At 59.6% G+C, this 13983-nt stretch carries 13 protein-coding genes; 7 read left to right on the top strand and 6 right to left on the bottom strand.

Annotated features, from left to right (window positions below; genetic code table 11):
- Positions 1-50: 50 nt before the first annotated feature.
- Positions 51-1628, bottom strand: a complete 1578-nt coding sequence (locus QO231_RS03860; protein WP_316773509.1) for a DUF5928 domain-containing protein — start codon at positions 1626-1628, stop codon at positions 51-53.
- 143 nt (positions 1629-1771) lie between these two features.
- Between QO231_RS03860 and QO231_RS03865 the strand changes: the two genes are divergently transcribed.
- Entirely contained in the window at positions 1772-2590 is an 819-nt protein-coding gene (locus QO231_RS03865) for a sulfotransferase family protein (protein ID WP_316773511.1), read from the top strand.
- A gap of 40 nt (positions 2591-2630) precedes the next feature.
- Here the strand turns inward: QO231_RS03865 and QO231_RS03870 are convergent, their stop codons facing one another.
- The gene (locus QO231_RS03870; RefSeq protein ID WP_316773512.1) at positions 2631-3776 is read right to left on the bottom strand and encodes a lytic murein transglycosylase; all 1146 of its coding nucleotides are present in this window, start codon (positions 3774-3776) and stop codon (positions 2631-2633) included.
- A gap of 141 nt (positions 3777-3917) precedes the next feature.
- Between QO231_RS03870 and smpB the strand changes: the two genes are divergently transcribed.
- Positions 3918-4394, top strand: coding sequence for an SsrA-binding protein SmpB (gene smpB / locus QO231_RS03875; protein ID WP_316773514.1), 477 nt, complete (start codon positions 3918-3920; stop codon positions 4392-4394).
- A gap of 19 nt (positions 4395-4413) precedes the next feature.
- On the opposite strand, the gene QO231_RS03880 is transcribed toward smpB, so the two are convergent.
- Together QO231_RS03880 and QO231_RS03885 are read right to left on the bottom strand one after the other, a co-directional pair.
- The gene (locus tag QO231_RS03880) at positions 4414-4755 is read right to left on the bottom strand and encodes a hypothetical protein (RefSeq protein ID WP_316773516.1); all 342 of its coding nucleotides are present in this window, start codon (positions 4753-4755) and stop codon (positions 4414-4416) included.
- Positions 4756-4776: 21 nt separating this feature from the next.
- On the bottom strand, positions 4777-5352 hold the full coding sequence (locus QO231_RS03885) for a hypothetical protein (protein ID WP_316773518.1): 576 nt from the start codon (positions 5350-5352) through the stop codon (positions 4777-4779).
- A 166-nt stretch (positions 5353-5518) separates the two neighbouring features.
- Between QO231_RS03885 and sseA the strand changes: the two genes are divergently transcribed.
- The 4 genes from sseA to QO231_RS03905 all read left to right on the top strand — a co-directional run bounded on the left by sseA (position 5519) and on the right by QO231_RS03905 (position 10760).
- Positions 5519-6373 (top strand): 3-mercaptopyruvate sulfurtransferase, encoded by an 855-nt coding sequence (sseA, locus tag QO231_RS03890; protein WP_316773853.1) that lies wholly within the window; start codon positions 5519-5521, stop codon positions 6371-6373.
- Positions 6373-7557: an amino acid aminotransferase gene (locus QO231_RS03895; RefSeq protein WP_316773519.1), complete on the top strand. Its 1185-nt coding sequence runs from the start codon at positions 6373-6375 to the stop codon at positions 7555-7557. Before sseA ends, QO231_RS03895 begins: the two co-directional genes overlap by 1 nt.
- A gap of 219 nt (positions 7558-7776) precedes the next feature.
- On the top strand, positions 7777-9909 hold the full coding sequence (pnp, locus tag QO231_RS03900) for a polyribonucleotide nucleotidyltransferase (RefSeq protein ID WP_316773521.1): 2133 nt from the start codon (positions 7777-7779) through the stop codon (positions 9907-9909).
- Between the two features lie 134 nt (positions 9910-10043).
- Positions 10044-10760, top strand: a complete 717-nt coding sequence (locus QO231_RS03905; RefSeq protein ID WP_316773523.1) for a glycosyltransferase family 25 protein — start codon at positions 10044-10046, stop codon at positions 10758-10760.
- Here QO231_RS03905 and QO231_RS03910 read toward each other — a convergent pair.
- Complete coding sequence (locus tag QO231_RS03910) at positions 10757-11410, bottom strand: peroxiredoxin (protein WP_316773525.1); 654 nt, start codon at positions 11408-11410, stop codon at positions 10757-10759. The genes QO231_RS03905 and QO231_RS03910 overlap by 4 nt on opposite strands.
- Positions 11411-11576: 166 nt before the next feature.
- On the opposite strand from QO231_RS03910, the gene QO231_RS03915 reads away from it, so the two are divergent.
- On the top strand, positions 11577-13016 hold the full coding sequence (locus QO231_RS03915) for an aldehyde dehydrogenase family protein (RefSeq protein ID WP_316773527.1): 1440 nt from the start codon (positions 11577-11579) through the stop codon (positions 13014-13016).
- A gap of 48 nt (positions 13017-13064) precedes the next feature.
- On the opposite strand, the gene QO231_RS03920 is transcribed toward QO231_RS03915, so the two are convergent.
- Positions 13065-13904, bottom strand: coding sequence for an alpha/beta fold hydrolase (locus tag QO231_RS03920; RefSeq protein ID WP_316773529.1), 840 nt, complete (start codon positions 13902-13904; stop codon positions 13065-13067).
- Positions 13905-13983: the final 79 nt, after the last annotated feature.

Below are 13983 nucleotides of genomic sequence, written 5' to 3' on the forward strand. Positions count from 1 at the left end.
ATCCATAGAGTCAGGCAGCGTTCGGTGATTCAGCCTTGGCGCGGAACGCCTCAATCGGAAAACAGATGGTCCATCTCCACAATCTGCACGGCCTTTTCGCGCGAAATCGACAGAAAGCCCTGTAACGCCGTTGCATTCTCTTCTTGCGAGAAACGCTCCGACATCTGCGCATAGGTCGAGAACCCGGCATCACGGATACGGTCGCTTTCAAAGTCGATATCGTTGCGGATCGTCGGCAGCAGGTGCTCAAGCGAGGCCTCGTTCGTCAGATGCCCCAAAAGGCCAACGCGTCGCGCATGCCCGATCAGATAAGCATCCGAGAACTGACAGGAAACCTCCAGCAAGCGGGTCTGTGACCGATCCTCGTAAAAGTCCTGCATCAATTCGAAACTTGACGGGTCCATGCACACGATCAACCTGTCGGTCTCGAATTGCTCAAACAGCAGCCGTGTCAGCGTCCGGCGGTGCCGGGTTCGTTTCTCAAGACTGCCCTCGATCCCGCCCAGATCGGGCAACGGCGTATCCTCTTCGTTGAAAAGGTACTCAATCGCCGGCAGGTTCGTGACCTTCCGGATACAGTCGAGCAGACGCTTGGCCACATGCCATTTCTTGCAAACGACGATCATCAGTTCCCGCTCGCGCCCAAGGGTGCTCCCGGTCTCCCAGGCTCGTCGCCCGAACCGCCGCCCGACGCGCCCTTTTTGGGTCAGGAACTCAAAGAGATTGCGCCCTTCGTTACTGATCCTGAAGTCCACGTCGCGGGTTGCATACAAGTCTCCCAGACGGGCTTTCAGATCACGTGCCTCCGGGCTGATCTTGCGCGCAAACAGGAAATCCTGACCCAGCAGCAGATCATACTGATCATTGTAGAACGTCACCGGCATCCCGTAGTCGGAAAACATCAGAAACGTCAGAGTCCGCGTCTCGATTTCTGTTTCCGGCACATGGTGGCGGACAAGGGACTGAAAAAAGGTCTCGTCCGGTATCCACGTGGTCCGGAAAAACCGCATCACGTCGGGCCTGTCCTGAATGAACGCCAGGATAGCCTCGATCGTGCGCCGCCTGAGACACCACCATTGGCTGCCGATCTGGACCTGTATGTCATCGGGAATGCCGCGTTGCAGACCCAACCGTCGCTGCAGGCCGACCGAGGCATAGAACAGGGCCTTGTTCTTGCGTTCGTTAAAGAAATGCCGGTAGATCAGCCGGTCGTCCTTCATCCCGGTCTTGATCCAGTTGCTTTGGAAAAAATCAAAGCTCTCGATGTAGTCGGCATCCCGGACGTCCAGAAACTGGTGGATGTACTGTGCCGTCTTGATCGCCATGCAATCCCCGGACAGCATGTAGAAATGCGTGGCCCGCGGGAACGCCTGTTCGGCCGCCTGAAGGGCATGGAGCGTCGCCTGCACCAGCGACCATTCGCCCCAACCGCATTTGATCCGCTTGGCGGCAAAGGTGACGTTTTCATCATCCGCAAGAGCGGATTTGATCCGGTTGAATTCTTCGGCGCCGGCGCGGGCGTCAAAGTGGACCGAGATGCAATCACCGGCGGCCGTCAGGCGCCGGGCCTGATCAATGATCGCGTCAGGATCCTTGTGGCACAACAGGATATACGCGATTTTTGCCATCAAGCTTGCACAGGGTCCGTGTACTCGTTCCGTCTCTAGACTGTTAAAGGTGAAGACGGATTGAATAAACCTGTATTTTTTGCTTTCTTGGCGCGAAAATGTCCGTACTCCGATCAGGCCAAACGGACCAGAGGAGGCAGTCTATGGGTTTTCCCGGAACATGGATGACCGAAACCGAGAGCATGGTTTATCGTGTCGTGCCCAAATGCGCCTGCTCGACCATCGGTCAGATCATGTATTACTCGGATCACGGCGAGTATTTTGACGGCGATATCCACGATGCCAAATCCGGCATTCACAAGTGGGCGCTGGACAACAGCCAGGATGCGATCTCGCGCAATGTCCAGTCACATCAATCATATGCCTTCACCAGCGTGCGCAACCCCTATACGCGCATCCTGAGTTCGTTCTTTGACAAGATCTGTGGCATCCAGCGCAATGGTAAACGCTATCGCGGCAACCTCGTTCCGATGCTGGCGGCCCGCTATGGCATCGAGTTCGGCGGCGAGGACGGCAAGGAAGAGTTCGATCAGATCAGATCCTTTCGCCGGTTCCTCCTGTTCGCCCGCGACACCATCCGCTGGCGGCGCCCGATGGACCCGGACATTCACTGGTCGGCCATGTCAGGTCACATTTCGACCTTCATCGTGAATGGCGGCACCTATGACAATATCTTCTGGACCGAACAGTTCGACGAGGGGATGCAGCGTGTGCTGGACGCCACCGAGACACAGCACAGCATCGATCTGACGGCAATCCCGCGCTTTAACGAGAGCGAAAACCACGGCCCGAAACGCACCCATCCGGTTGCCGACTATTTCGACGATCTGTCCATGCATCTGGTCTATGAAATCTACAAGCGCGATTTCAACCTGTTCAAATACGACTTCGAAAACCCCGGCAACAAGATGCCGGTGAGCGAGATCGATCTCGACGAGGTGCATGCCAAGTTGGGCGACTGAACGCCTGGCCTATTGGCATGGCGCTCCCCGTCAATTGGACCTAGCCACCCAATCGTCTCAGCAGGTCAAGTGAGGGATCGCCTGTAACCGGAACCCCAATGCTGCGCTGATAACCGCTGATTGCGGCCTCGGATTTCGACCCGATCACGCCATCGGCGCCACCGGTATCAAACCCGGCCAAGGTCAGCCGCCGCTGCATTTCCTTGCGATCTGCGAGCGTCAAGCCGTTCGCATCGGGGCCAAACTGCGCCTTGAGCGCCGCACCACCCGCGATCCGATCGGCAAGATAGCCCACGCCAAGCGCATAGCTGTCGGAATTGTTATATCGTTTGAGGACAGAAAAGTTCTTGAAGACGGCAAATTTCGGGCCCGGCACCTGCGGCTGTATCACTGCGGTGGGTGTGCCCGAGGATGCCGCTGCCGATCCGACCTCGCCACCCCAGGTCTGCCCCCTGACCCAGCCGTTCTTGGCAAGATACGCCGCCGCCGAAGCCAACGCATCCGTGGGATCATCATCCCAGATGTCGCGCCGCCCGTCGCCTGTGAAATCAACCGCGAAAGCTAGGTATGAGGTGGGAATGAACTGCGTATGCCCCATCGCCCCGGCCCAGCTTCCGGTCATCTTGTCCGGCGTGGTATCGCCGTTCTGCAAGATCTTCAGGGCCGCAATCAGCTGGCTCTCGAAAAACGATCCGCGCCGCCCGTCATAGGCCAGTGTCGACAAGGCCGAGACCACTTCCACATTGCCCCGCCGCGTCCCATAGCGGCTCTCCAGCCCCCAGATCGCGGTGACGATGTACTTGCTCACACCATATTGCGCCTCGATCTGCGACAGGGTCGAATTGTATTTGCGAACCATAGCCTTGCCATCGGCGACCCGCTCATCGGATGCGGCAATCGCGAGATAGTCTTCAAGTGAACGCTTGTACTCGGGCTGGTTGCGGTCAAGTTTGATCACTTCAGGCAGATACCCCGCCCCGCGAAAGGCCCGGTCGATGGTGCTCTGGCTGATCCCCTTGGCCGCCGCGCGCTGTTTGAATCCAGCCACCCAGGCATTGTAGCCCGCATTAGGCACCGTCTGCATCCGCGAAACCGGGGCCGCCGAGGGCCCGGTGCCCGCACCGGAACACCCTGCAAGTGTCGCCGCCGCCATACCCAGTGTCATAGTCCGTCGCGTGATCCGCATCTGTCCTGCCCTCTGCGATTGTTTTTCCAAGCCATACCGCAGCACGGCGCGCAGGCAAACAGCACACTGCGTCTTTGGCGAAAAAATGACCATCGCCGCCCATCTTGCGTCCGCAGGTCCGAGCGCCTACATCTGCGCGTCATGGCACAGACAAAATCAGATCCCAACTACAAGGTGATTGCCGAGAACCGGCGGGCACGCTTTGACTATGCCATCGAGGATGATCTGGAATGCGGCATATTGCTTGAAGGCTCCGAGGTGAAATCCCTGCGTGCCAATGGCGGCAATATCGCCGAAAGCTATGCGACGGTCGAGGAAGGCGAATTGTGGTTGGTGAACAGCTATATCGCGCCTTACGGACAGGCCAAGACATTTCGCCACGAAGAACGGCGGCGGCGCAAGTTGCTGGTCTCGCGTAAGGAACTCAGCAATCTGTGGACAGCGACACAGCGCAAGGGGATGACGCTTGTGCCGATCGTGATGTATTTCAATCATCGCGGGTTGGCCAAGCTCAAGATCGGCATCGCCAAGGGCAAGAAGAACCACGACAAGCGCGAAACTCAGGCCAAGCGCGACTGGTCGCGTCAGAAACAGCGCCTTCTCAAAGACAACCGCTGAGCCGGGCAGACGCCAGACATCAGACCAGGGTGAACCCGATCGCCGTGTTGATGTGACTCTTCAACTCGGACATGACTCCGTTCACCAGTTTCTGAACCGCCGCATCCACCATGACCGTCAGCATCGCCACCGTGGCAATCAGGTTCCGCCGCGCCATGCGCAGCAATATCCGGGCCGACGTCATGCTAAGCTCGCCCTCTTTGACCGCACTGCCGATTTCGCGAATGCGGCTGGCCAGAACCTTGAATTCATGCGTTGCGGTGGTCTTGATGTTGTCCCAGTGCGGGCCGGCGATATCCGTGGCCTTCGACACCATTCTGGGGACCAGGATATCGGTGCTCAGTGCATCCAGATTTACCATGACAGTTCCTTTCACAAATACCTATTTCTTGGCCTTTTCCGTCGTCAGCGCGATCCGCACCGAGTCATTCAGAAGGTCCCGGGTGATCGTCGATGTCGGCGGAACCAACCGTCCTTCGATCCGGTGCAAATCCTGCATCGACTTGTGATTGGCCTGCAGCACCCGGAGCGTGATGACCGTGCAACTCCCTCGCGCGATCTCGTCTCCGTCGGGAACGAGGTCGCTGCCCAGAACATTGCCCAGATCATTGGCCAGTTCCTCGGTACGCTGGCCAAGCCCTGCAAGCCCCAGCCGCGACAGTCGGGTCTGACCACAGGTGGCATCCGGTTCGCTCGCCTCGGCCTGAACAACGAGATTCCCAAGGGCTGCATTGGACGCGGCATAGTAGGCGCTGACCGTTTCGCCCTTGTATGACCCCTTCAGCGACGCGCGGCTGGTCTCCATCGTTGAAATGAAATCCAGTACCTCGACGTGATAGGCGTTCAGGCCGGTTTCGATCTCCGGATCATAGGCTGGAACAAGCCTCAGATCCGAACACCCGACGACCAAAAGGATGGCGGCAAGAATTCCGCCGATTTTGCCATATTTTTCAATCATGGTGCGTACTCCAATGCCCGGAGGGATACCATATTTCCCTGCAATTGTCTGCATTCGGCTTGGCAGCCAGGCACCGGACCGAACGAGCGATGAACTGCACCCACGGTCTTGCAACGCTGGCATCCGCCGCGTAGCAATGACGCGGACAAACAAGGGGCTGGCAGACATGCAGGACGATCCGAGAACACTGGTTTCCACCGATTGGCTTGCGGCGCATCTCGGGGACCCCGATCTGCGGGTTCTTGATGGGTCGTGGTACCTTCCCGCTGCGGGCCGAGATGCCAAGGCCGAGTATGACGCGGGGCACATTCCCGGCGCGCGGTTCTTTGACATCGACGAGATCTCCGATCACCGCTCGGAATTGCCCCACATGGTGCCACCGGTGGAGAAATTCATGTCGCGTCTGCGCGCCATGGGGGTCGGCGACGGGCATCAGGTGGTGGTTTATGATGGCGCCGGGCTGGTTTCCGCCGCGCGCGTCTGGTGGTTGTTCCGGCTGATGGGCCAGACCAATGTTGCGGTATTGGATGGGGGACTTCCCAATTGGCAAGCCGAAGGCCACCCGATCGAAGACCTGCCACCGGTTGTCCGCGACCGGCACATGACGGTGCGCGTGCAGAACAACCTCGTGCGTGACGTGACCCAGGTCAGCCAGGCGAGCAAGTTGGGCAATCACGCGATCATCGACGCGCGCTCTGCAGGTCGCTTTCGTGGAGACGACCCGGAGCCGCGCGACGGGTTGCGGGGCGGCCATATTCCGGGATCCAGGAACGTTCCGTTCAACACGCTGTTCAACGACGACGGCACCATGAAGTCGCCCGAGGCCTGCCGCGCAGTCTTTGAGGCCGCTGGCGTTGATCTGAACAAACCGGCCATCACCACCTGTGGGTCAGGTGTGACCGCCGCCATTCTCAGCCTTGCACTTGAACGCATGGGCAAGGCTGACCATTCGCTTTATGACGGGTCCTGGTCCGAATGGGGTGCCTTCCCCACCCTGCCCGTCGCAACCGGAGACGCATGATGTTCCAAAACCTCAAAGCCCAGCCAGCCGACAAGATCCTGACGCTGATGCAGGCCTATCGGGATGACCCGCGTGACAACAAGATCGACCTTGGCGTCGGTGTCTACAAGAACGCCGAGGGCATCACCCCGGTGATGCGCGCGGTCAAGGCCGCGGAACACCGTCTCTGGAAAGAACAGGTGACCAAGGCCTATACCGGTCTGGCCGGCGATCCGGCCTATTCCGACGCGATGATCTCTCTGGTGCTGGGCGATGCGGTTGCGCGCGAAAACGTGGCGGCCGCGGCGACACCCGGCGGCACCGGGGCCTGTCGGCAGGCGTTTGAACTGATCCAGATGGCAAACCCCGACGCACGGGTTTTCGTCTCGAACCCCACTTGGCCCAACCACCTGTCGATCCTGAGTTATCTCGGCATCGAAACCATCGCCTACCGCTATTTTGACGACGAAACCCGGGCCGTCGATTTTGGCGGCATGTTGGAAGATCTCGGGGCCGCGCGCGCGGGCGACGTGGTGTTGCTGCACGGGTGTTGTCACAACCCGACAGGGGCCAACCTGAACGCGGTCGAATGGCAGGCAGTGATTGATCTCTTGAACGAAAAGGGCCTGATCCCGATGGTCGACATCGCCTATCAGGGCTTTGGCGACGGTCTGGAAGAAGACGCCACCGCGACGCGGATGGTCGCCTCGCAAGTGCCCGAATGCCTGATCGCCGCAAGCTGTTCCAAGAATTTCGGCATCTACCGCGAACGCACTGGCCTTTTGATGGCGGTCAGCCAGGACAGGTCGCAACACGGGTTGAATCAGGGCACGCTCGCGTTTCTGAACCGACAGAACTTTTCCTTTCCGCCCGACCACGGAGCAAGGCTGGTGACGATGATCCTGTCCGATGATGCGCTGCGCACCGAATGGGCGGCGGAACTGGAAGAGGTCCGCCTGTCCATGCTGGATCTACGCAAGTCACTGGCGGATGAATTGCAGCGACTGTCCGGGTCTGACCGGTTTGCCTTTCTGGCGCAACACCGCGGCATGTTCTCGCGTCTTGGCACGACTCCCGAGATGGTCGAGAAACTGCGCGCGGACTACGGTATCTACATGATCGGGGACAGCCGGATGAATATTGCCGGGCTGAACGCGCAAACCGTTCCTGTATTGGCCAAGGCGATCATCGACGCCGGGATCTGACATCGCAGGATCGGGCGCGAACCACTCCTCGATTGCACACCGGGGGCCGTCTTGCGGCCCCTTTCCATCTGTGCCGAACTGATGTATGGCGACGCCATCTGAGACGTTGCGCCCGGACCCCGGCGCTCGGAACGATACTTGATGGGGTCGGCGGCAATGGGGCCGCTATGCAAACGGGAGACCCGGAGGGCCGGGAGTGCTCCCTTAAGGAAACGATATATGTTTAACGTTACGACGAAATCGATGGAGTGGGGCGAAGAAACCCTCACTCTGGAAACAGGCAAGGTTGCCCGTCAGGCGGATGGCTCGGTCATCGCGACACTGGGTGAAACCTCGGTCATGGCCAATGTGACCTTTGCCCGCAAACAGAAACCGGGGCAGGATTTCTTTCCGCTCACGGTCCACTACAATGAAAAATACTATGCCGCCGGCAAAATCCCGGGTGGCTTCTTCAAGCGCGAAGCGCGGCCGACCGAAAAAGAGACGCTGACAAGCCGTCTGATCGATCGTCCGATCCGCCCGTTGTTCGTTCCCGGCTTCAAGAACGAAGTCCTGGTGATCTGTACCGTGCTCTCGCACGATCTGGTCAATGACCCGGACATGGTGGCGATGATCGCCGCCAGCGCCGCGCTGACCATTTCCGGTGCCCCGTTCATGGGTCCGATTGGCGCTTGCCGCGTTGGTTTTGAGGACGGCGATTATGTTCTGAACCCGACCGTGGATGACATGCAGGACCTTCGTCTGAACCCGGAACAGCGTCTGGATCTGGTTGTCGCCGGCACCAAAGATGCCGTGATGATGGTCGAATCCGAAGCCTACGAGCTGTCCGAAGCAGAAATGCTCGGCGCGGTCAAATTCGCGCACGAGCAGATCCAGCCGGTGATCGACCTGATCATCGAACTGGCCGAAGCGGCGGCAAAAGAACCGTTCGATTTCCAGCCGGTTGACTATTCGGACCTCTACGAGGCCGTGAAAGCTGCGGGCGAAACCGAAATGCGCGCTGCCTTTGCGATTGGCGACAAGCAAGAGCGCACCGCCGCTGTTGCCGCCGCACGCGAAACCATCCTCGCCGCCCTGACCGAAGAACAGCAGGAAGACGCCAATCTCGGTTCGGCGATGAAAAAGCTGGAAGCCGGCATTCTGCGCGGTGACGTTGTGAAAACCGGCAAGCGGATCGACGGACGCAAGACCGACGAAATCCGTGACATTGTTGCCGAAACCGGCCTGCTGCCGCGAACCCACGGCTCGGCGCTGTTCACGCGCGGCGAGACCCAGGGTCTGGTTGTGACCACACTGGGCACCGGTGACGACGAACAGTTCATCGACGCGCTGCATGGCAACTTCAAGTCCAACTTCCTGCTGCACTACAACTTCCCTCCTTATTCGGTTGGCGAAGTCGGCCGCTTTGGCTTTACCGGTCGCCGCGAAATCGGCCACGGCAAACTGGCATGGCGTGCGTTGCAGGCGGTTCTGCCGGCCAGCACGGATTTCCCGTACACGATCCGCGTTGTGTCCGAGATCACCGAATCCAACGGCTCATCCTCGATGGCATCGGTCTGTGGCGGTTCCTTGTCGATGATGGACGCTGGTGTGCCTCTCAAGGCACCGGTGGCCGGTGTGGCCATGGGTCTGATCCTGGAAGACGACGGCTCCTACGCGATCCTGTCCGACATCCTGGGTGACGAAGACCACCTTGGCGACATGGACTTCAAGGTTGCCGGTACTGAAAACGGGATCACTAGCCTGCAGATGGACATCAAGATCGCCGGCATCACGCCCGAGATCATGGAGAAAGCGCTGGCACAGGCCAAGGACGGTCGCCTGCACATTCTCGGCGAGATGAACAAGGCGCTGTCGGGTGCTGCCGATTTCAGCATCCACGCGCCGCGCATCGAAACCATGCAGGTGCCGACCGACAAGATCCGCGAAGTCATCGGCTCTGGTGGCAAGGTGATCCGCGAGATCGTCGAAGTGTCGGGTGCCAAGGTCGATATCAACGACGATGGCATCATCAAGATCGCATCCCCCAACGGCGACGCGATCAAGAAGGCCTACGAAATGATCCACGCCATCGTAGCCGAGCCCGAAGAAGGCGCGATTTACACCGGCAAGGTTGTCAAGATCGTCGATTTCGGTGCCTTCGTGAACTTCTTTGGCAAGCGGGACGGTCTCGTTCATGTCAGCCAGATCGAAAACCGCCGCCTGAACCATCCTTCGGACGTTCTCAAGGAAGGCCAGGAGGTCAAGGTCAAGCTGCTGGGCTTTGATGATCGTGGCAAGGTCCGCCTGTCGATGAAAATGATCGATCAGACGACCGGCGAAGAGATGAAGAAGGACGAAACCGCCGAGTAGGACGCGCGGCAGAGAAACGTCAGAAAGCCCCGAACCTTGCGTTCGGGGCTTTTTTTGTGTGGCAGTGGCGAGAGGGCCGGGTCGGCAATCGACGCGCTCTTTCAACGGACCCGCTTCCGCTGTAGGCAGCAGATATGCATTCGCTCATCATTCACATGTCCTCCAGCACCGCCCGGCGACCCAATGCCGAGCGATTGCGAGACTTGCTGCCCGGGGCCGAACTGATCGAGGCGGTCGACGGGCGGGATGCGGCCCGCGTGCCGGACGTCGAACCCCTGACCGGCACCCTGCACCGGCCGCATTACCCCTTTCCCTTGCGTCCTGCCGAAATCGGCGTGTTTGAGAGCCATCGCCGCTGTTGGCGCAGGATCGTAGAAAGCGGCTGGGACTATGCCCTGATCACAGAGGATGATTTGCGGGTCGATTCCGCGCGGCTTGACCGGGCGCTGGCGTTGATCCGCGATCACGCCAATCCCGAGATGTACATCCGCCTGCCGGTGAAACAGCGCGAAAAGCCGGTAGAGACATTGGCGCGCGATGGCGACATGCAGTTCGTGCTGCCACGTGTCATCGGATTGCAGTGCATCTGTCAGGTGGTCGGGCGCGGCGCCGCGACGCGTCTGCTGGCAGCCACGGATCGCATTGATCGCCCGGTTGATACGCTGCTCCAGATGCACTGGGTCACGGATCAGCCCGTGCACACAATCCTTGGAGCCGGAAACGCAGAAATCGCAGGCCAGATCGGCGGCTCAACTATTCAGACAAAAACGCGCGCCAGCGGCAAGCTGGCGCGCGAATTCAAGCGGGCACTTTATCGGATGCAGGTTGCCCTGCGCCCACAAGCGTTTTAGCCGGGCAGTTTCGCAGTCCGCAGATATGGGAAATGGGTGGTGAATTCACCGTACTTCGCTGTCGCATCCGCATCCGTGACCGCAACCGGGATCACCACGTCGCCGCCGGGAGTCCAGTTGGCCGGAGTGGCGACGTTCTCTTTCGCCGCAGTCTGCAACCCGTCCAGCGCACGCAGCACTTCGGCAAAATTGCGGCCCACGTTCATCGGATAGGTCATGCTGAGCTTTAGCTGTTTATCCGGGCCGATGACGAACACCGAGCGCACCGTGGCGCTATCGGCAGGGGTGCGACCGTCGGGCAGATAGGCCTCGGCCGGCAGCATGTCGAACGCCTTGCTGACCGCCAGACCATCATCCGCGATGATCGGAAATCCCGCAGTCGCTCCGGCATACTTTTCGATATCACCCTTCCACTTCTTGTGATCCTCGACCCCGTCGACCGACACGCCAATCACCTTGGTGCCGCGCTTGGCCCATTCATCGGCCAACTGCGCCACGGCCCCGAATTCAGTGGTGCAGACCGGAGTGAAGTCCTTTGGGTGCGAAAACAGGATCGCCCAGCTGTCTCCGATCCAGTCGTGAAACTGAATGGTGCCCTGATCTGTCTCTGCGGTGAAATTCGGAACCGTATCGTTGATGCGCAAACCCATGTCGCTTTCCCTTTCCAAAGTCATGTGACGACTCACGTCGCGCCCAACCTAGTTCCTTCGCAGCCCTCTTGCATCCCCTCCCTTGCCCCGGATCATCAGCAATGACAGAGTGCCGCGAATCCCTGACCAACCGGTCGGGCTTTTGGCAGAATTGGGAGTGCTGAAAATGATCGAGAAGCGAGATTTCTATATCAACGGACAGTGGGTCGCGCCGTCCAGGGCAAACGATTTCGAGGTCATTGACCCGTCGACCGAAGAGCCATGTGCGGTGATTTCCCTCGGCGACAAATCCGATACCGACGCAGCGGTTGCTGCCGCCAAAGCGGCGCTGCCCGGTTGGATGGCAACGCCAGTGGCAGAACGCATCGCACTGGTCGAAACGCTGATTGGCATCTTCAAGGGCCGGGGCGAGGATCTGGCTCAGGCGATGAGCGCAGAGATGGGCGCGCCCATCGACATGGCCCGCAGCCAGCAGGTCGGCGCAGGCATTTGGCACCTGAGCAATTTCGTTGCCGCCGCCAAGGCGTTTGAATTTGACCGCCCACTGGGTGATCACGCCCCCAACGACCGGATCATCTATGAAGCGGTCGGCGTCGCTGCGTTGATCACGCCGTGGAACTGGCCGATGAACCAGATCACGCTCAAGGTGGGTGCTGCGGCCATCGCGGGCTGCACGATGGTTTTGAAACCCTCCGAGCAAAGCCCGCTGAACGCGATGGTTTTTGCCGAGATGATGCATGAGGCTGGTTTCCCGGCGGGCGTGTTCAACCTCGTGAACGGTGATGGCGTCGGCGTCGGCAGCCAATTGTCGACGCATCCGGATGTGGACATGGTCAGCTTTACCGGATCGACCCGCGCCGGCACGGCGATTTCCAAGGCGGCGGCAGATACGCTCAAGAAGGTGCATCTGGAGCTCGGCGGCAAAGGGGCCAACGTGATCTTTGCCGATGCCGATGACAAGGCGGTGAAACGTGGCGTTCTGCACATGATGAACAACACCGGCCAATCCTGCAACGCGCCCAGCCGGATGCTGGTGCAGCGTGACATCTACGATCAGGCCGTCGAAACCGCCGCAGAAGTTGCGCAAAAGGTGACGGTCGGCAACGCCCATGAAGAGGGCCGCCACATCGGTCCGGTCGTGAACGAGTTGCAATGGAACAAGATCCAGGATCTGATCCAGAAAGGTATCGATGAAGGTGCGCGCCTTGTTGCCGGGGGCAGCGGGCGGCCGGATGGGTTCAACAAGGGCTATTATGTCAAACCGACGGTCTTTGCCGATGTGAACAACCAGATGACCATCGCGCGCGAAGAGATCTTTGGCCCTGTCCTGTCGATGATCCCGTTTGATACCGAAGATGAAGCCATCGATATCGCCAATGATACGCCCTATGGGCTGACTGATTATGTCCAGACGCAGGACAGCGACCGCGCCAATCGCATGGCCCGTGCCCTTCGCGCCGGTATGGTCGAGATGAATGGCACATCCCGCGCCGCCGGGTCGCCCTTTGGCGGCATGAAACAATCCGGCAACGGCCGCGAAGGCGGCATGTTCGGCATCGAGGATTTCCTCGAGGTCAAGGCCGTCAGCGGCTGGACCCCGGCATAATCCAAAAAAAGAGTTCCGGCCTTGCCTAACTGGCGGGGCCGGAACACATCAGTCGATAAAACCCCGGATCGCGGCCACATAGTCATCGGGTGCCTGAAAACTGGCAAAGTGGCTGACATCATCCAGAACCAGCAACTCCGCGCCGGGGATGGTGTCGGCGATCATCCGAGAGTGGTCCATCAGGATCGCCTCGTCATGGGCGCTCTGCACCACCAGTGTCGGCACGGTGATGGATTTCAGGGCCTCGACCGCCCCGGGTTTTTCCGAACTCCACATCTCGACGACGCCACCAAGAAACGCGTCAAAGCCGTCAGGCGTTGGCGACATGCTGGCGTAGTCCTGTGCCATCATGCCCACATACTCGCCGAATAGCGCGTTGTTCTCGACGCCGGGGTCGATCCCGTCCAACGTGGCGTTACCCGCATGGGCGAAATGGCTGGCCAGCCGGTCGGGTGCCGTGACCGATAACCCATAACCGATGTTCGCGCCGTCCGACCAGCCGACCAGATGCACCTTGTCCACGCCAAGATGATCCAGCAAGGCAACATAATCCTGTGCCAGCAGGTCATAGGAATAGGCGCTGCCGTCGTTTGTTGATCGCCCATGCCCACGTGTATCGGCCACGATCACCCTGTGATCGGTAATCAGATCGGCGACCTCGGCCGCCCAGACATCGGCATGCGCCAATCCGCCATGGATCAACAGGATGGGCACACCCTCGTCTGCCCCATAGACCGCATAATACATGCCTATTCCGTTAACATCCGCAGTCCCGCTCTCGACTGCCTCGGGCATTTCAGGTGCCGGTGGGATCGTCATCCAGCGTTCGGCAGCATAGGCCGCGACAGCCACACAGGTCGCCACGGCTGTCATCAGAACTCTTCGCATGATATTTTCCCCTGTTGGATTCTCCTAGTCCCCCAAGCGTGACACAGCCGGGGCCCTCTGCCTACTCCCTGCCTCAAAG

The sequence above is a fragment of the Sedimentitalea todarodis genome (assembly GCF_032595355.1).
In the GTDB taxonomy this organism is placed as follows: domain Bacteria; phylum Pseudomonadota; class Alphaproteobacteria; order Rhodobacterales; family Rhodobacteraceae; genus Sedimentitalea; species Sedimentitalea todarodis.